The 17,548-nt window shown below is 69.2% G+C and carries 19 protein-coding genes; 15 read left to right on the forward strand and 4 right to left on the reverse strand.

The window, feature by feature from the left end:
* Nucleotides 1–6: 6 nt before the first annotated feature.
* Genes P7V53_RS14215 through P7V53_RS14230 form a run of 4 tightly spaced genes read left to right on the forward strand, consistent with a single transcriptional unit; the run spans nucleotide 7 to nucleotide 2,745 of the window.
* Nucleotides 7–672, forward strand: coding sequence for a MotA/TolQ/ExbB proton channel family protein (locus P7V53_RS14215; protein ID WP_280156126.1), 666 nt, complete (start codon nucleotides 7–9; stop codon nucleotides 670–672).
* 4 nt (nucleotides 673–676) lie between these two features.
* Nucleotides 677–1,168 (forward strand): biopolymer transporter ExbD, encoded by a 492-nt coding sequence (locus tag P7V53_RS14220; RefSeq protein WP_280156127.1) that lies wholly within the window; start codon nucleotides 677–679, stop codon nucleotides 1,166–1,168.
* A 12-nt stretch (nucleotides 1,169–1,180) separates the two neighbouring features.
* A complete protein-coding gene (locus P7V53_RS14225; RefSeq protein WP_280156128.1) occupies nucleotides 1,181–1,672 on the forward strand; it encodes a biopolymer transporter ExbD in 492 nt (163 codons plus the stop codon).
* Nucleotides 1,669–2,745: an AgmX/PglI C-terminal domain-containing protein gene (locus tag P7V53_RS14230; RefSeq protein WP_280156129.1), complete on the forward strand. Its 1,077-nt coding sequence runs from the start codon at nucleotides 1,669–1,671 to the stop codon at nucleotides 2,743–2,745. The genes P7V53_RS14225 and P7V53_RS14230 overlap by 4 nt, the downstream gene beginning before the upstream one ends.
* Nucleotides 2,746–2,778: 33 nt before the next feature.
* On the opposite strand, the gene cysQ is transcribed toward P7V53_RS14230, so the two are convergent.
* Complete coding sequence (gene cysQ, locus P7V53_RS14235) at nucleotides 2,779–3,558, reverse strand: 3'(2'),5'-bisphosphate nucleotidase CysQ (protein WP_280156130.1); 780 nt, start codon at nucleotides 3,556–3,558, stop codon at nucleotides 2,779–2,781.
* A gap of 117 nt (nucleotides 3,559–3,675) precedes the next feature.
* Between cysQ and phaR the strand changes: the two genes are divergently transcribed.
* Nucleotides 3,676–4,269 (forward strand): polyhydroxyalkanoate synthesis repressor PhaR, encoded by a 594-nt coding sequence (gene phaR, locus P7V53_RS14240; protein WP_280156131.1) that lies wholly within the window; start codon nucleotides 3,676–3,678, stop codon nucleotides 4,267–4,269.
* Between the two features lie 21 nt (nucleotides 4,270–4,290).
* Here phaR and P7V53_RS14245 read toward each other — a convergent pair whose 3' ends face one another.
* Nucleotides 4,291–5,211, reverse strand: coding sequence for a LysR family transcriptional regulator (locus tag P7V53_RS14245; protein ID WP_280156132.1), 921 nt, complete (start codon nucleotides 5,209–5,211; stop codon nucleotides 4,291–4,293).
* Between the two features lie 70 nt (nucleotides 5,212–5,281).
* On the opposite strand from P7V53_RS14245, the gene P7V53_RS14250 reads away from it, so the two are divergent.
* The 6 genes from P7V53_RS14250 (at nucleotide 5,282) to P7V53_RS14275 (ending at nucleotide 12,841) form a co-directional block, all read left to right on the forward strand.
* Complete coding sequence (locus P7V53_RS14250; RefSeq protein WP_280156133.1) at nucleotides 5,282–6,631, forward strand: DUF1446 domain-containing protein; 1,350 nt, start codon at nucleotides 5,282–5,284, stop codon at nucleotides 6,629–6,631.
* Nucleotides 6,628–6,987, forward strand: a complete 360-nt coding sequence (locus P7V53_RS14255; RefSeq protein WP_280156134.1) for a hypothetical protein — start codon at nucleotides 6,628–6,630, stop codon at nucleotides 6,985–6,987. Before P7V53_RS14250 ends, P7V53_RS14255 begins: the two co-directional genes overlap by 4 nt.
* A gap of 31 nt (nucleotides 6,988–7,018) precedes the next feature.
* Nucleotides 7,019–7,990, forward strand: coding sequence for a tripartite tricarboxylate transporter substrate binding protein (locus P7V53_RS14260; RefSeq protein WP_280156135.1), 972 nt, complete (start codon nucleotides 7,019–7,021; stop codon nucleotides 7,988–7,990).
* Nucleotides 7,991–8,084: 94 nt separating this feature from the next.
* The gene (locus P7V53_RS14265; protein ID WP_280156136.1) at nucleotides 8,085–10,199 is read left to right on the forward strand and encodes an alpha/beta hydrolase domain-containing protein; all 2,115 of its coding nucleotides are present in this window, start codon (nucleotides 8,085–8,087) and stop codon (nucleotides 10,197–10,199) included.
* Between the two features lie 63 nt (nucleotides 10,200–10,262).
* Entirely contained in the window at nucleotides 10,263–11,657 is a 1,395-nt protein-coding gene (gene rimO / locus P7V53_RS14270; protein WP_280156137.1) for a 30S ribosomal protein S12 methylthiotransferase RimO, read from the forward strand.
* A 2-nt stretch (nucleotides 11,658–11,659) separates the two neighbouring features.
* Nucleotides 11,660–12,841, forward strand: a complete 1,182-nt coding sequence (locus P7V53_RS14275; protein ID WP_280156138.1) for a cystathionine beta-lyase — start codon at nucleotides 11,660–11,662, stop codon at nucleotides 12,839–12,841.
* On the opposite strand, the gene smpB is transcribed toward P7V53_RS14275, so the two are convergent.
* Nucleotides 12,825–13,283 (reverse strand): SsrA-binding protein SmpB, encoded by a 459-nt coding sequence (smpB, locus tag P7V53_RS14280; RefSeq protein ID WP_280156139.1) that lies wholly within the window; start codon nucleotides 13,281–13,283, stop codon nucleotides 12,825–12,827. The genes P7V53_RS14275 and smpB overlap by 17 nt on opposite strands.
* A 47-nt stretch (nucleotides 13,284–13,330) precedes the next feature.
* On the opposite strand from smpB, the gene P7V53_RS14285 reads away from it, so the two are divergent.
* Nucleotides 13,331–13,774, forward strand: a complete 444-nt coding sequence (locus tag P7V53_RS14285) for a type II toxin-antitoxin system RatA family toxin (RefSeq protein ID WP_280156140.1) — start codon at nucleotides 13,331–13,333, stop codon at nucleotides 13,772–13,774.
* A complete protein-coding gene (locus P7V53_RS14290) occupies nucleotides 13,761–14,084 on the forward strand; it encodes an RnfH family protein (RefSeq protein WP_280156141.1) in 324 nt (107 codons plus the stop codon). Before P7V53_RS14285 ends, P7V53_RS14290 begins: the two co-directional genes overlap by 14 nt.
* A 6-nt stretch (nucleotides 14,085–14,090) precedes the next feature.
* Here the strand turns inward: P7V53_RS14290 and P7V53_RS14295 are convergent, their stop codons facing one another.
* Nucleotides 14,091–14,588: a DUF4124 domain-containing protein gene (locus P7V53_RS14295; RefSeq protein ID WP_280156142.1), complete on the reverse strand. Its 498-nt coding sequence runs from the start codon at nucleotides 14,586–14,588 to the stop codon at nucleotides 14,091–14,093.
* A 134-nt stretch (nucleotides 14,589–14,722) separates the two neighbouring features.
* Between P7V53_RS14295 and guaB the strand changes: the two genes are divergently transcribed.
* Together guaB and P7V53_RS14305 are read left to right on the forward strand one after the other, a co-directional pair.
* Nucleotides 14,723–16,192: an IMP dehydrogenase gene (gene guaB, locus P7V53_RS14300; RefSeq protein ID WP_280156143.1), complete on the forward strand. Its 1,470-nt coding sequence runs from the start codon at nucleotides 14,723–14,725 to the stop codon at nucleotides 16,190–16,192.
* Nucleotides 16,193–16,265: 73 nt separating this feature from the next.
* Nucleotides 16,266–17,546: an MFS transporter gene (locus P7V53_RS14305; protein WP_280156144.1), complete on the forward strand. Its 1,281-nt coding sequence runs from the start codon at nucleotides 16,266–16,268 to the stop codon at nucleotides 17,544–17,546.
* Nucleotides 17,547–17,548 lie beyond the last annotated feature (2 nt).

A 17,548-nucleotide genomic window follows, 5' to 3' on the forward strand; every position in this document is an offset into this window, starting at 1 on the left:
AGTGAGATGAATACGTTTCAGACGGTGGTGAAGTTCTTCCAGGATTGCGGGCTGTTCATTTACCCGAGCCTGCTCATCATGGCCTTGGGGCTGGCGATCGCGATCGAGCGATTCGTCTTTCTCAACCGCGCGCGCAGCGAGAACCGCAAGGTGTGGGCGCAGGTGCTGCCGATGCTGCAGAACGGCCGCTTCAAGGAAGTGCACGGCGTGACCGCGCAGTCCGATGCGGCCATCGGCAAGATCGTCAACTACGGCCTCACGCGCATGCAGAGCCCGGGCCGGCGCGAGGACCTCGACGCGGCGATGGAGGAGGGCATGATGGAAATCGTGCCGCGCCTCGAGAAGCGCACGCACTACATCGCGACCTTCGCCAACGTGATCACCCTGGTGGGCCTGCTGGGCACCATCATCGGCCTGATCAAGGGCTTCACCGCGGTGGCGCAGGTCAACCCGGCGGAGAAGGCCGAGCTGCTGTCGGCATCGATCTCGATCGCGATGAACAACACCGCGTTCGCGCTGATGGTCGCCATCCCCTTCCTGCTGATCCATTCGTTCCTGCAGGCCAAGACGAGCGAGATCGTCGACGGGCTGGAGGCCGCCAAGATCAGCTTCCTGAACCTGGTCCAGCGCCTGAAGGCCGAATCGTCGGCGAACACCGCTTCGGCGAGGTAATCCCATGCGAGTCCGACGCCTGCGCAAAGAGCCGGCGCACCTCGAGATCACCGCGTTCATCAACCTGATCGTGGTGCTCGTGCCCTTCCTGCTGTCGACGGCGGTGTTCACGCGCCTGTCGGTGCTCGACCTCACGCTGCCGGCGCAGACCTCCGGCGTGGAGCAGCTGAAGACCGACAACCTGCAGCTCGAGGTCGTGATCCGCCCCGACGCGCTGGAGGTCGGCGACCGCATCGGCGGCCTGATCCAGCGCATCCCGAACGCCGGCGCCGAGCACGACACGAAGGCGCTGCAGTCGCTGATGGTGATGCTCAAGGGCCGCTTTCCCGACAAGGTCGATGCGACGCTGCTGGCCGAGTCGAACACGTCCTACGACACGCTGGTGCGCGTGATGGACGCCGTGCGCGAGACCTACCGCGTCGAGGGGCCGAGGACCGTGCGCTCGGAGCTTTTTCCCAACATCTCGATCGGCGACGCGCCGGTCGTGAAGAAGTAGGGCGGGCGCCGCATGAAGCTCACTCCGCTGCAAAAACGCGCCGAACGCAAGTCGCGCAACCAGACGATGGTCGACATGAACCTCGTCTCGCTGATCGACGTGTTCACGATCCTGATCTTCTTCCTGCTGTCCAGCGCTTCCGGCGTGGAGCTGCTGGCGAGCCCGAAGGCGGTGAAGCTGCCCGACTCCATCTCGGAGAAGGCGCCCAAGGAGACCATCGTGGTCGTCATCAGCGACGCCGACATCCTGGTCGACGGCCGCAAGGTCGCGTCGGTGCCCGAGGTGATGGCGATGCAGGGCGACCTGATCGCGCCGCTGAAGGCGGAGCTCGACCTGCTCGCAGGGCGTCAGGTGGTGCGCGCCGACAACCAGGCGCAGAGCAAGGCGATCACCATCATGGGCGACAAGAACATTCCGTACCAGCTGCTGCGCAAGGTCATGGTCACCAGCGCACGCGCGAACTTCAGCGACGTGTCGTTCGCGGTTCGCAGGAAGGACGTATGACGGCCGCCGCGATGGTGTCGTTCAGGACACCGATATTGCCTTGGGCCCCGTCGCCTCAGGATGACGCGCGCTTCCGTCGCGTCCTGAACCGCGTCCTCGTCGCCGTCGTGCTGCTGTGCCTCGCGATGCTGTTCGTGCCGCCCCCGAAGATCGACCGCACGCAGCCGCAGGAGCTGCCGCCGCGGCTGGCCAAGCTGCTGCTCGAGAAGGAGGCGCCGCCTCCGCCACCCAAGCCCAAGGTCGAGGCGGCCAAGGAGCGCGAGCTGCAGGCCGCTGCCACGAAGAAGGCCGAGGCGCCGAAGCCCGAGCCGTCGAAGGAAGCGCCGGTGCCCGAGGCGCGCCGGCCCGTGGCGAACAAGCCGCCGGGTGAGATCGAAGGTGCAAGGCGCAAGGCCGCCGGCGTCGGTCTGCTCGCGATGAAGGACCAGCTGGCCGAATTGCGCGGCGCGCCGGTGGCGGTGCAGCTCAGGCAGGACATCAAGCAGGGACCGGGGGTCGGAACCGGCGTGGGTGTCGGCGTGGGCGCGGGCACGGAGCATGGCGTGCCGGTCCGCTCGATGATCACCTCGAACGCGGCCGGTGGCAGCGGTGGCATCAACACCGCCGCCTACAGCCGCAACACCGGCGGCGGCGGTCTGGCCGGCCGTGCCACGACGCTGGTCGAAGGCGTCGCGGGCGGCGGCGGTGGCGGAGGTGCGGGCGGCGGCGGTGGTGGCGGCAAGGGCGCCGGCACCGGCGGACCGGGCGGCGGCGGCTCGCTGCACAAGGGCAACAGCGGCAAGGCCTCGCGCTCCATCGAGGAGATCAAGCTGGTCTTCGAGCGCAACAAGGGTGCGATCTACGCCATCTACAACCGCGCGCTGCGCGAAGACCCGTCGCTGCAGGGCAAGGTCGTGGTGGAGCTGAAGATCTCGCCGGCCGGCCAGGTCGTCGATTGCCGCGTCGTGTCGAGCGAGCTGAAGGCTTCGGAGCTCGAAGGCAAGCTGCTCGCGCGCATCCGGCAGTTCGACTTCGGCGCGAAGGACGTGGACCAGATGGTGGTCACCTGGCCGGTGGATTTCCTGCCGTCATGACGCTCTCGGCGGTGAAAGCAAGCCGTTGTGCCATCACACGGCTTGGCGACCGCTCCTGCCGCTGGCCACGAAATGCGGGTTCTCGAACCCCGCCTTGCCGTAGACCAGCGGCCGCCCTTCCAGATCGATCACCGACCCTCCCGCTGCCGCCAGCACCGCGTGCCCGGCCGCGATGTCCCACTCCATCGTGCGGCCGAAGCGCGGATACAGGTCGGCTTCGCCCGCGGCGAGCAGGCACAGCTTCAGCGACGAGCCGGTGTACTTGACCTCGGCAACATGGCGGCCGGCGAGGAACGTCTCCAGCGCGTCCGCATCGCCGTGCGAGCGGCTCGCCAGCACGGTCGCGCCTTGTTCAGGCACCGCGCGGCAGCGGATGACGCGCCGTCCGTTCTCGTCCTCCACGAAGGCGCCTGCGCCGACGCCACCGCCGAACAGCCGAAGCAGGGCCGGCGCATGCACGACGCCGAGCACCGGCTCCCGGCCCTCGACGAGGGCAATGTTGATCGTGAACTCGCCGTTGCGCTTGACGAACTCGCGCGTGCCGTCCAGCGGATCGACCAGCCAGAAGCGCTCGCCGAGCGCCGGCACGCGGCCAGCCGCGACTCCTTCCTCGGCAACGATCGGAATGTCGGGCGCCAGGGCGGCCAGACCCGCGACGATCAATGCCTCTGCGCGCTCGTCGGCTTCGGTGACCGGTGACGCATCGACCTTGCCGCGCACGCTGAACTCGGTGGCATAGATGTCCATCACCAGCCGGCCGGCCTGCTGTGCCAGATCACAGATCGCATCGAGAAATGGGTGGTGGTCAGGCACGCGCGCAGTCTAGTGTCGCGCCCCCTGAATACCGGCCGGGTAACCCCTCTTCGGGCTGTGCGCCCCGGCCTCCTAGAATCATTGTGCACCTGCACAACCGACCCACAGGAGTCGTCAATGGTTCAAACCCGCCGCGCCCCGCCTGCCAAGGCGACCGCGGAGAGCGGTGCCGCCGACAGCGGCACGCGCATCCTCAAGAAGTATCCGAACCGCCGCCTCTACGACACCGAGACCAGCAGCTACATCACCCTGGCCGACGTCAAGAAAATGGTCCTGACCGGTCAGGACTTCGTCGTGCGCGACGCCAAGACCGGCGACGACCTCACGCGCAGCATCCTGCTGCAGATCATCCTCGAGGAAGAGACCGGCGGCGTGCCGATGTTCTCCACGACGATGCTTGCCCAGATCATTCGCTTCTACGGCCACGCCATGCAGGGCATGATGGGTTCGTACCTCGAGAAGAACCTGCAGACCTTCACCGACATCCAGATGCGGCTGGCCGAGCAGTCGAAGGGCCTGTACGACCCCAAGGTGATGTCGCCCGAGCTCTGGACGCAGTTCCTCAACGGCCAGGCGCCGGTGGTTCAGGGCCTGATGGGCAACTACCTCGAGCAGTCGAAGCAGCTCTTCGTGCAACTGCAGGAGCAGATGGCCAAGCAGGCCGAGACGCTGTTCCCGGGAATACCGGGCATCACGCCGCCGAAGCGCTGAGGCGAGCGCAGAAGCGGCCTCCTAGCCGGGCTTGCGCCGCCGCCGGGACGACGCCGGCTGGTTCGGCCGGTTCTGCATCACCCATTCGTAGAGTGCCTGCGCCGGTGTCGACAGCGGCCTGTCGCGACGTCGCACGAGAAAGATCTGTCGCGTCAGGCCCGGCCCCTGCAGCGGCCGCGTCACGATGTCGTCGCTGCGGAAGTGGAACAGCGTCAGCTCCGGCACCACGCTGATGCCGAGGCCGTGGCGCACCATGCCCATCACGGTGGCCAACTGCTCGACCTCGAGCACGCCGTTCATGCGCAGCGGGTGAACCGCGGCGTCCAGGTACTGCCGCACGCTGCTGCGGCGCGACATCTGCACGAATGGCTCGGACGCGAGGTCCTTGAGCCGCAGCGTCGCCTGCCGTGCCAGCGCATGGTCGCGCCGGCACACGAGATGGAAGCGATCGGTGCAGAACACATCGGTGCGCAGCTCGGCCGTGTCGGCCCGGGTGGCGGCGAGCGCGAAGTCGGCGCTGCCCCCGCGCACACGGTCCAGGCAGGCTTCGGACAGCACGTCGGCCACCTCCAGCTCGATGCCCGGGTAGGCATCGCGAAAGGCGGCGAGCACCGGCGGCAGCCAGCCGGCGGCCAGCGACGGCAGCAGGGCCATGCCGACGCGGCCCCTGCGACGCGCGGCATGGTCGCGCACGTCGGCCAGCGCTTCGTCGGTGTCGTGCACCAGGCGCTGCGCGGACTCGAGGAACAGGCGGCCTTCGACGGTGAGCTCGACGTTGCGCGTGTTGCGGTCGAAGAGCTTGGCACCCACGGCGTCCTCGAGCGAGCGGATCAGTGCGCTGAAGGCCGGCTGCGACAGATGGCTGCGCTCGGCGGCGCGGGTGAAGCTGCGCAGCTCGGCGAGCGCCACGAAGGCGCGCAGCTGGCGGGTGGCTATATTCATCTGCATTGCGAATCAGTCCATCCAATCTTTCGAATTCCCAGATTACCTCGCGGCGCCTACAGTGACCAGCATGGATGAACACACATTGCGCATCGGGTGCGCCGCCGGCTTCTCCGGCGACCGCACCGACGCCGCCGCGCCGGTGGTGGATGCACTGCTTGCCGCGGGCGGACCGGCGGCGCTGATCTTCGAGACCCTGGCCGAACGCACGCTGGCCCTCGCGCAGATCGCCCGTCGCGCCGATCCGGATCGCGGTTACGAGCCGCTGCTCGACGAGCTGCTGCGGCCCATCCTCGGACGCTGCCTGCAGGGCGGCGTCCGCATCGTCAGCAACATGGGCGCAGCCAACCCGCGGGCAGCGGCCTTGCGTGTTCGCGAGCTGGCACGCGAGGCCGGCGTCGCCGCGCCGCGCATCGCCGTGGTGACCGGCGACGATGTCTCCGGGGCCGCGCACCGCGCCGCCTTGCGCGAATGCCTCGGCGAGGCGCTGGACACGCGCGTGCTGGTCAGCGCCAATGCCTACCTCGGCGCCGAGGCGATCGCAGCCGCCCTGCGTGCCGGGGCGCAGGTCGTCATCACCGGCCGCGTGGCCGACCCTTCGCTGGCCGTCGGTCCGGCGCTCGCGCACTTCGGATGGGCACACGACGACTGGGACCGCATCGCACGCGCCACGATGGCCGGGCACCTGCTCGAGTGTGGCGCCCAGGTGAGTGGCGGGTACTTCGCCGATCCCGGCGTGAAGGACGTGGCGGGACTGGCCCATGTCGGCTATCCGATCGCCGAGATCGACGCCGACGGCGACTGCGTGATCACCAAGCCCGCCGGCACCGGTGGCGAGATCACCGAGCACACCGTGAAGGAGCAGCTGCTGTACGAGGTGCACGATCCGGCCGCCTACCTCACCCCCGACGTCGTCGCCGACATCGGCCTGGCACAGGTCGAGCAGGTCGGCCCGGACCGCGTGCGGCTCGGCGGCGTGCGCGGTCACGCACGCACGGCGACGCTCAAGGTGAATGCGTGCTTCGAATCAGGCTGGCTCGCCGAAGGCGAGATCTCGTACGCCGGACCGCGCGCCGAGGCGCGCGCGCGGCTCGCGGCCGAGGTGCTGCGCGAGCGTCTGGCCGGACTGGGCCCGCTGCGCGCCGACCTGATCGGCGTGGCGAGCATCTTCGGTGACGACGCCGGCCGCTGGCTCGCGGCCACGCCCGACAGCGGCGCTCGCGACGTGCGCCTGCGCGTCGCCTTGCGCCACGCCGAACGCGCTGCCGCCGAGCGCCTCAATCGCGAGCTGACCGCGCTCTATACCTGCGGGCCGGCCGGCGGCGGCGGCGTGCGCACCGCGCTGCGGCCGACCCTGTCGACTCTGTCCTGCCTGCTGCCGCGCGAGCTCGTGCGGGGCACTTTCGAGATGCTGCAATGACCGCGCTCACCGTGCCCTTGTGGCGGGCCGCTCACGGCCGCACCGGCGACAAGGGTGACCGCTCGAACATCAGCGTGATCGCGTGGCATGCCGCCCTCTATCCGGTGATCGCCGAGCAGATCACCGCCGACGTGGTGGCGCGCTGCTTCGCGCATCGCCAGCCCTCGCGCGTCACCCGTCACGAGCTGCCGAACCTGCAGGCGATGAACTTCGTTCTCGACGGCGTGCTCGACGGCGGCGTCAACGACGCCCTCAACCTCGACAGCCACGGCAAGGCGCTGTCTTTTCTCCTGCTCGACCTGCCGCTGGTCGTGCCCGCCGGGCTGGCCCCGCTGCTGCGCGGGCCCGATCGCTGAGTTCCTTCCATACATCCCACGGAGACAACCGATGACCCCGACCATTCGCCGCCGCAGCTTCGCCATGCTGCTGGCCGCCGTGCTTGCGCCGTCTGCGTTCGCGCAGGCCAGGTACCCCGAGAAGCCGATCACCTTCATCGTGCCGTTCGCGGCCGGCAGTGCCACCGACCAGCTCGCCCGAGCGCTGGGCCAGTCGCTGAGCGAGCAGGCCAAGCAGGCGGTCGTGGTGGACAACAAGGCTGGTGCGAGCGGGATGCTGGCCGCACAGGCCGCGGCCAAGGCGCCTGCCGACGGCTACACCGTGCTGATCACGACGAATACGACGCAGGCTGCCAACGAGCATCTGTACAAGAAGCTGAGCTACGACCCGGTGAAGGACTTCATGCCGGTGACCGGCCTGGGCAAGGGCGGCCAGGTGCTCGTCGTCAAGGCCGACGCGCCCTACAAGAGCGTCGCCGACCTGCTGGCCAAGGCTCGCAAGGAGCCCGGCAAGCTGAGCTTCGGCAGCGGCAGCTCGTCCAGCCGCGTGGCGGGCGAGCTGTTCAAGCAGCTCAGCCATACCGACATCCTGCACGTGCCGTACAAGAGCAACCCCAACGCGATCACCGACCTGCTGGGAGGCCAGATCGACCTGATGATCACCGACACCGCCACCGGCGTGCCGCAGATCAAGGGCGGCAAGCTGCGCGCGCTCGGCGTGTCGACGACCAAGCGCATGGCGATGCTGCCCGAGGTGCCCACCATCGACGAAGCGGGGGTGAAGGGCTACGACATGGGGTACTGGTTCGCCGCCTATGTACCGGCCGGAACGCCGGCACCGGTGGTCGCCCGGCTGCGCGAGCTGCTGGTGACCGGCACGCAGAGTGCTGCCGCGAAGTCGTTCTACGAAGGCAGCGGCAGCGAGGCGTGGACCACGACGCCGCAGGAGCTGGCGGCATTCCAGCAGGCCGAAGCGGCCAAGTGGGGCCGCGTCATCAAGGCCGCCGGCATCGAGCCGGAATGACTCCGCGGCCCGCGCCGCATCCCCCGCACCCATCCCCCGACCAGCCCGCCGCCCCGGCGGGCGGGACTCGCTCATGCCCGAAGAGGAGATCACCATGACCCGATCGATGACCCTGTCGCTGGCCACGCTGGCGGCGCTGCTCGCCGGTTGCGGCGGCGGCGACGATGCGCCGGCCCCGTCCGCGACGCCGCAGGCAACGCTGACCATCACCGCGACCGAGGACTTTCCCGGCAGCTACGGCGACGTCGGCGGCTACGAGAAGCTGACCGGCACGCTGGCCGGCGAAGTCGACCCCAAGGACCGCCACAACGCCATCATCCAGGACCTGGCGCTCGCGCCGGTCAACGCACGCGGCATGGTGGAGTACACGACCGAGTTCGTGATGCTCAAGCCCAAGGACATGAGCAAGGCGAACGGCGTGCTGCGCTACGACGCGCCCAACCGCGGCAACATCCTCACCATGCCGAACCCGACGGCGACGCCGGGAGACGCCGTCTACCTGGAGCGCGGGTACACGCTGCTCTACGCGGCCTGGCAGGGCGACGTGCCCAAGTCGAACCCCGCGCGCCTCACGCTGGCGGTGCCGGTGGCGAAGAACTCGGACGGCTCCTCGATCACCGGGCCGTACCGCGCCGAGCTGATCATCTCGGCGGCAACGCCGGTGGCCAGCCTGCCGGGCGGCGTGTTCAACGGCACCATGATTCCCTACGCGCCGGCAAGCCTGGACAACACGCTGCCTGGCTACAGCCTCACCCGGCGGGTCAAGGAAACCGATCCGCGCATCCTCGTCCCGGCCGCCGACTGGAAGTTCGCCGACTGCAACACCACGAGCAACCCGTTCCCCGGCACGCCGGACGGCACCAAGGTCTGCCTGAAGGGCGGCTTCGATCCCAGCTACCTGTACGAGGTCGTGTACGTGGCCAAGGACCCGAAGGTGATGGGCGTCGGGCTGGCCGCGCTGCGCGACACGGTCACCTTCTTCCGCCAGGCGAGCGCCGACGCCGTGGGCGCGACCAATCCCGTGGCCGGCCGCATCCGCTACGCGATCGGGCAGGGCACGTCGCAGTCGGGCAACGCGATGAAGACCTTCCTGCACCTCGGCTTCAACGAGGCCCTCGACGGCAGCAAGGTGTTCGACGGCCTGTTCGCCCACGTCGCGGCCCGCCAGACCAACATCAACACCCGCTTCGCCGTGCCGGGCGGCGGCGGCGCCATTCGCACCGACCACACCGCCTTCGGCCAGACCGCCCCGCGCGGGCTCGCCGCCGACTATCGCGACGACGTGGCCGGGCGAACCGGCGGCGTCATGGCGCGCTGCAGCGCCAGCAACACCTGCCCGAAATTCTTCCTCGGCCTGTCGGGCACCGAGTTCTGGCAGTTGCAAGGCTCGCCGGTGCTGACCGATGCCTACGGCCTGACCGACCTCGCCCAGCCGGACAACGCGCGCATCTACTACTACGCCAGCACGCAGCACGGCGGGCCGGGCGGCACCGCGAGCATCAGCTACGTCCCGTCGGTCGGGGCCTACCCGCTGGGGACGGTGGCGCAGCATGTCGACACCTTCCGTGCGCTGTTCGTCGCGCTGGAGCAGTGGGTGGTCGACGGCACCGCGCCGCCGGACAGCCAGGTGCCGAAGCTCGCCGACGGCACGCTGGTGCGGCCGAGCCAGGTGGTGTTCCCGACGATGAAGGGCCTGACGTGGCCGGTGGCGGGAACGCCGACGGCGATTCCCGAGTTCCAGTACCTGGCGCGCTACAACAGCTTCTCGCTGCTCGATTTCGGCCCGCAGTACGTCCCGCAGGACGAATCCGGAATCGCGACGCAGCTGCCGCCTTACTACACCGGCCGCGACTACGCCATCCTCGTGCCGCAGGTCAGCCCGAGCACCGGACTCGCGCTGTCGGGCATCCGCAGCGTGGCGGTGCGGGCGCCGCTGGGCACGAGCATCGAGTTCAACCCCCTGGCGAATCCGCTGTTCAGCGAGAACGTCAGCCTGGCCGGCGCCTACATCCCGTTCCACCAGACCGAGGCGGCCCGCAGCGCGGCCGGCGACACCCGGCCCTCGCTGGAGTCGCTGTACGGCAGCCAGGCCGGCTACGTCGCGGCGGTCACGGCGGCGGCCGACGAGCTCGTCGCGCAGCGCTTCCTGCTGCGCCGGGACGTCGACCGGCTGATCAACGAGGCCGCCGCCGCGGCCGTCCTGCCGTGACGACTGCACGCCGCCGATAGTCCGGGCCGCCCGGGGGCATGGCGCATCGGCGAAAATCCGTCGATGACTTCAGAGACTCCTGCCACGCCGGCCACCCCGGCGGCGGCCCCCAGGATCGGCTTCGTCTCGCTCGGCTGCCCGAAGGCGCTGACCGACTCGGAGCTGATCCTCACCCAGCTTCGCGCCGAGGGCTACGACACCTCCAAGACCTTCGCCGGCGCTGACCTGGTGATCGTCAACACCTGCGGCTTCATCGACGACGCGGTGAAGGAGAGCCTGGACACGATCGGCGAGGCGCTGGCCGACAACGGCAAGGTCATCGTCACCGGCTGCCTGGGCGCCAAGGCGGGCGAGGGCGGCGGCAACCTCGTGAGGCAGATGCACCCCAGCGTGCTCGCCGTGACCGGTCCGCACGCCACCCACGAGGTGATGGATGCGGTGCACCTGCACGTGCCCAAGCCGCACGACCCGTTCGTCGATCTCGTGCCTGCGCAGGGCGTGAAGCTCACGCCCAAGCACTACGCGTATCTCAAGATCAGCGAAGGCTGCAACCACCGCTGCTCGTTCTGCATCATTCCCAGCATGCGCGGCGACCTGGTGTCGCGGCCGATCGGCGATGTGCTCGGCGAAGCGCAGCGCCTGTTCGAGGCCGGCGTGAAGGAGCTGCTGGTCATCAGCCAGGACACCAGCGCCTACGGCGTCGACGTCAGGTACCGCACCGGCTTCTGGGACGGCAAGCCGGTCAAGACCCGCATGCTCGACCTGTGCGAGAAGCTGGGCGATCTGGCGGAGCGCCACGGCGCCTGGGTGCGGCTGCACTACGTGTACCCGTATCCGCACGTGGACGACATCCTTCCGCTGATGGCGCAGGGCCGCGTGTTGCCCTACCTCGACGTGCCGTTCCAGCATTCGCATCCCGACGTGCTCAAGCGCATGAAGCGGCCGGCCAGCGGCGAGAAGAACCTCGACCGGCTGCAGCGCTGGCGCGAGATCTGCCCGCAGATCGTCGTGCGCAGCACCTTCATCGCGGGCTTCCCCGGCGAGACGGAGAGCGAGTTCGAGCACCTGCTGCACTTCATGCGCGAGGCGCGCATCGACCGCGCCGGCTGCTTCGCCTATTCCCCGGTGGAAGGTGCAACGGCCAACGAGCTGCCGGGCATGCTGCCGGCCCAGCTGCGCGAGGAGCGGCGCGCGCGCTTCATGGCAGTGGCGGAGGAGGTATCGGCAGCCAAGCTGCGCGAGCGGGTCGGCGCGACGATGCAGGTGCTGGTCGATTCGGCGCCGGCGCTCGGCCGCAAGGGCGGGGTGGGCCGCTCGTATGCCGACGCGCCGGAGATCGACGGCACCGTGAAGCTGCTGCCGCCCGAGAAGGCGTCGAAGACGCTGAAGGCCGGCGAGTTCACCAAGGCCCGCATCGTCGGCACGCAGGGACACGACTTGATCGGCGTGCCGGTCTGACCATGGCCAAGCCGCCGCGAAAGCCGTCGACCAGCACGTCGCTGATCCATCACCCCTACCAGCCGCCAGCCACTTTCGCGGCGCCGCAGATCGGCGTGCACAAGGCTTCGACCGTGCTGTTCACCGACACCGCGGCGATGCGGGCGCGCGACTGGAAGCACAAGACCGGCTACACCTACGGCCTGCACGGGACGCCCACCACGTTCACGCTGGAAGAGCGCATCGCGACGCTGGAAGGCGGCCTCCAGACGCTGTTGCTGCCGAGCGGACTGGCGGCCATCACGCTGGTCGACATGGCGTTGCTGGGCAGCGGCGACGAGGTGCTGATCCCCGACAACGCCTACAACCCGAGCAAGGAGCTGGCGCGTCACGAGCTCGCCCGCTTCGGCATCGTCCACCGTCTCTACGACCCGATGGACCCGGCCTCGGTCGCGGCCGCCATCACCCCGGCCGCGCGCCTGCTGTGGATCGAGCCGCCCGGCTCGGTGACGATGGAGTTCCCGGACGTGCCGGCGCTGGTGCAGGCGGCGCGCGCCAGGGGCGTGCTCGTCGCGCTGGACAACACCTGGGGCGCGGGCCTGGCCTTCGATGCGTTCGAGCTTGGCGCCGACATCTCCATGCAGGCGCTGACCAAGTACCCGTCCGGCGGCGGCGACCTGCTGATGGGTGCCGTGACGACGCGCGACGAAGCCCTGCACCAGCGCCTCAAGATGACCCACATGCGCATGGGCTTCGGCGTCGGCGCCAACGACGCCGAGGCGGTGCTGCGCTCGCTGCCGTCGCTGTCGCTTCGCTACGAGGCGCAGGACCGGGCCGGCCGCGAGCTCGCGCGCTGGTGGACGCAGCGTCCCGAGGTGGCGCAGGTGCTGCATCCGGCGCTCGAGGGGTCGCCGGGGCATGACCACTGGAAGCGCATCGCAGGTGCCGCGGCGGGGCTGTTCTCGGTGAGGTTCGACGAGCGCTACGGCCTGGCGCAGGTCGACGCCTTCGTCGACGCGCTGCGCCTGTTCGGCATCGGCTATTCGTGGGCCGGGCCGATGAGCCTGGCAGTGCCGTACGACTTGAAGCTGCTTCGTCCCGCGGCGCGTGGCGCGCTGGTGCGCTTTTCGATCGGCCTGGAGTCGGTGGACGACCTGATCGCCGACTGCGAGCAGGCGCTCGCGACGCTCACGACTTCGCGCTGACCTTGTGCCGCATCAGCCGGCTCTTCTCGCGCTCCCAGTCCCGCTTCTTCTCGGTGTCGCGCTTGTCGTGCTGCGCCTTGCCCTTGGCGAGCGCGATCTCTGCCTTCACCCTGCCGCCCTTGTAGTGCAGGTCGAGCGGCACCAGGGTGAAGCCCTTCTGCTCGACCTTGCCGATGAGGCGCCGGATCTCTTCCTTGTGCATCAGCAGCTTCTTGGTGCGGTCGGCTTCGGGCGTGACGTGCGTCGAGGCGCTGCGCAGGGCGTTGATGCGGCAGCCGATCAGGTACAGCTCGCCGTCGCGGATCACGACGTAGCCGTCGGTGAGCTGAACCTGGCCGGCTCGCACGGCCTTGATCTCCCAGCCCTGCAGCACCATGCCGGCCTCGAAGCGCTCCTCGATGTGATAGTCGAACCGCGCGCGGCGGTTTTCAGCGATGGACATGGGGACGATGTGCGGCCGGGGGGCGTCAATACAATCCGGACCATTGTATGAAGCACGTCAAGAAGTCCGTCCTGCTGTGGTACTCGCCTCACGAGATGTACCAGTTGGTCACGGCGGTGAAGGACTACCCGAAGTTCCTGCCGTGGTGCGAGCGCGCCGACGTGCTCGAGACCCACTCGGGCGGCATGACGGCGCGGCTGCACCTGCACTACGCCGGCGTGCGCCATGCCTTCACGACGCGCAACGAGCATGCGAAGGACGAGTCGGTCATCGTCGCGCTGGTCGACGGGCCCTTCTCCAAGCTCGACGGCACGTGGAAGTTCGTGCGGCTGGGCTCGCACGACAAGGCCTGCAAGATCGAGTTCGACATGCGCTATGCCTTCTCCAGCCTTGCGCTGGAGGCCATGGTGAGCCCGGTGTTCGACAAGATCGCGAACACCTTCGTCGATTCGTTCGTCAAGCGGGCCGAGCAGGTGTATGGGCCCCGATGAGGCCGCAGGGGCCATCACCGTCGTCGTGGCCTACAGCCCGGACGCGCGCCAGGTGGACCACTGCCGTGTGACGCTGGCGCAGGGCGCGACGGTGCACGACGCACTGCGTGCCAGCGGCGTGCTCGAGCGTCATCCGGACATCGATGTGCAGGCGCAGAAGGTCGGCGTGTGGGGCAAGCTGCGCGCGCTGGACGCGGTGCTGCGCGACGGCGACAGGGTCGAGGTGTACCGGCCGCTGAAGGTCGATCCGAAGGAGGCGAGGCGGCAGCGCTATCGCAGCCACCGGGAGAAGCTCAAGCCGGCGCGCTGAGCGGCGCTACTTGCAATCGGCGGCGATGATCTCGCGCGCCTTCTTCGTCTCCTCGGCGCGCGCCTTGTCGTCGAGGATCTCGCGCTCGCCCTTCTCATTGGTGCGCACTATGCGCACACCGTCGTCCAGCGTGCGCGCATAGCCCCTGGCCCGGGCGCAGCTCTCGGCGCGCTGTGCGGCCGCCTTCTCCTGATCGGCCTTGTTCTTCGCGGCCAGTTCTTCCTCGACCTTGCGGCGCTTGGCTTCGAGCTCGGGCTCGACACGCCTGGACGCGGCATCGGCAGCAGGTGCTGCGGACGCCGCGGCGACCGAAGGGGTCGGAGTGCGCCGCTGTGCCGCGCTGGGTCGCTGCAGGATGTCCTGCTCGGACACGCCGGCCGGCGGCGGCAGGTCGCTGTACTGGATCTGGCCACCCTTGTCGCGCCACTTCCATTGCGCCGCCGCCGGCATGGCGATCGTGGCGCCCAGCAGGGCGGAGAGGACGACGATGCTCAATCGGGCCATGGCGATGCGGACGTTGCGAGAGGCGGAAACGGGCAGTGTAGTGCTCGCGTGGATTCCGTCACGGCGCACGGCATCGTCAACCGTGAAGTTGTTCCGCATCCGTATAATCCGCTTTTGCGTCTGGAGCTTTCCTCATGCGCCTTCTCGGCAAAGCGCTCACCTTCGACGACGTGTTGTTGGTGCCGGCCTTCTCCCAGGTGTTGCCTCGCGACACCAGCCTGTCGACCTCCCTCTCCCGCAACATCCGCCTGAACCTGCCGCTGGTGTCCGCCGCCATGGACACCGTGACCGAGGCGCGCCTGGCCATCGCCATCGCGCAAGAGGGCGGCATCGGCATCGTGCACAAGAACCTCACGCCGAAGCAGCAGGCGGCCGAGGTGGCGCGCGTCAAGCGCTACGAGTCGGGCGTGCTGCGCGACCCGATCACCGTCACGCCCGACACGCCGGTGCGCCAGGTCATCGAGCTGTCGCGCCAGCACGGCGTGTCCGGCTTTCCGGTGCTCGACGGCACGCGTGTCGCCGGCATCGTCACCAACCGCGACCTGCGCTTCGAGACCCGCCTCGACGCTCCGGTGCGCGACATCATGACCCCGCGCGAGCGGCTGGTCACCGTCGGCGAAGGCGCCACGCTGCAGGAAGGCAAGGCGCTGATGCACAGGCACAAGCTCGAGCGGGTGCTGGTGGTGAACGACGCCTTCGAGCTGCGCGGCCTGATGACAGTGAAGGACATCACCAAGCAGACGAGCTTTCCCAATGCCGCGCGCGATGCACACGGCAAGCTGCGCGTCGGCGCGGCGGTCGGCGTGGGCGAGGGCACCGAAGAGCGTGTCGAGCTGCTCGCCAAGTCGGGCGTCGACGTCCTCGTCGTCGACACCGCGCACGGCCACAGCGCCGGCGTGATCGATCGCGTGCGCTGGGTGAAGCACAACTACCCGCATGTCGACGTGATCGGCGGCAACATCGCCACCGGCGCCGCGGCGCGCGCGCTGCTCGAAGCCGGCGCCGACGGCGTCAAGGTCGGCATCGGCCCCGGCTCCATCTGCACCACCCGCATCGTGGCCGGCGTCGGGGTGCCGCAGATCACCGCCATCGACAACGTCGCCACCGCGCTCAAGGGCAGCGGCGTGCCGCTCATCGCCGACGGCGGCATCCGCTACTCCGGCGACATCGCCAAGGCCATCGCGGCCGGCGCGCACACGGTGATGATGGGCGGCATGTTCGCCGGCACCGAAGAAGCGCCCGGCGAGATCGTGCTGTTCCAGGGCCGCAGCTACAAGAGCTACCGCGGCATGGGCTCCATCGGGGCCATGCAGCAGGGCAGCGCGGACCGCTATTTCCAGGACAACACCGGCGCCAATCCCAACGCCGACAAGCTCGTGCCCGAAGGCATCGAGGGCCGGGTGCCCTACAAGGGGTCGATGGTGTCCATCGTGTTCCAGATGGCCGGCGGCCTGCGCGCGTCGATGGGCTATTGCGGCTGCGCCTCGATCGACGAGATGCGCAACAAGGCCGAGTTCGTCGAGATCACCTCGGCAGGCATCCGCGAGAGCCACGTGCACGACGTGCAGATCACCAAGGAAGCGCCGAACTACCGCATGGAGTGACTCCCGGCGCTGCCCCACCCGCGAGCGCCGCGCCCCAGCCGCGGCGCTCGTCGTTTCAGAGAAGCCGAATCCCTTGACCCTCCCGACCACCGACCTGTCCCCGACCGCAGCGAAGCGTCCCGCGGCGATGCGCTTCATCATGCTGACGGTGCTGATCGACATGATGGCCGTCGGGATCATCGTGCCGCCGCTGCCCGCGCTGGTGGGCAGCTTCAGCAGCTCCAAGGCCGACCAGGCCTTCGGCTACAGCGCGGTGGTCTTTGCCTTCGGCATCGCCAACTTCTTCGGCTCGCCCATCCTCGGGGCGCTGTCCGACCGCTTCGGCCGCCGACCGGTCCTGCTGCTGGGCTTCTGCGGCCTGGCCCTCAACTTCTTCGCCACCGCGCTGAGCACGGCGCTGTGGATGCTGATCGCGGTGCGGCTGGTGGGCGGAGCGATGCAGTCGAATGCCGCGGTGGCCAACGCCTACGTCGCCGACATCACGCCGCCCGAGCAGCGCGCGCAGCGCTTCGGCATGCTGGGCGCCATGTTCGGCGTCGGCTTCATCCTCGGGCCGGCGCTCGGCGGCTGGCTGGGCGACATCGACCTGCACCTGCCGTTCTTCGTCGCCGGCAGCCTGGCGATCGCGAACCTGGCCTACGGCTGGTTCGTGCTCCCCGAATCGCTGCCGGCCGACCGCCGCCATCCCTTCGAATGGAAAAGGGCCAATCCGCTGACATCGCTGCGGGCGCTCACGCAGCTCAAGGGCGTGGGCCTGCTGGTCGTGGTGATCGCGTTCACGGGATTGGCGCAGTTCATCCTCTACAGCACCTGGGTGCTCTACACGACCTTCAAGTTCGGCTGGACCATGCGCGACAACGGCGCGTCGCTCGCGGTGGTCGGGCTGATGTCGGTGCTGGTGCAGGGCGTGCTGCTCGGCCGCCTGCTCAAGCGCTTCAGCGCGCAGCGGCTGGCGATCATCGGGCTGGTGTCGTCCACGCTGGCGTACGCCCTCTACGGCGCGGCCCCCGAGGGCTGGATGATGTACGCGATCATCATCGTCAACCTGCTCGGGTTCACGGTGGCTGCATCGGTGCAGAGCCTCGTGTCGGGCGCCGCCGACGCCCGCACCCAGGGCCGCACCATGGGCGCGGTCAGCTCGCTGAACAGCCTGATGGCCGTGGGCGGGCCGCTGATCGGACCGCCCCTGCTCGCCCTGGTGGCCCATCTTCCGCATGGCGACTGGCGCATCGGCACGCCGTTCTACGTGTGCGCGGCGCTGCAGTGCGTCGCGCTGGTCGCGGCCTGGCTCCACTTTCGCGGCACCCGCCGCGCCCGACCCGCAGCGCAGGAGGCTGCGGGCTCCAACGTCTGAGC

This window comes from Piscinibacter sp. XHJ-5 (assembly GCF_029855045.1).
In the GTDB taxonomy this organism is placed as follows: domain Bacteria; phylum Pseudomonadota; class Gammaproteobacteria; order Burkholderiales; family Burkholderiaceae_C; genus Albitalea.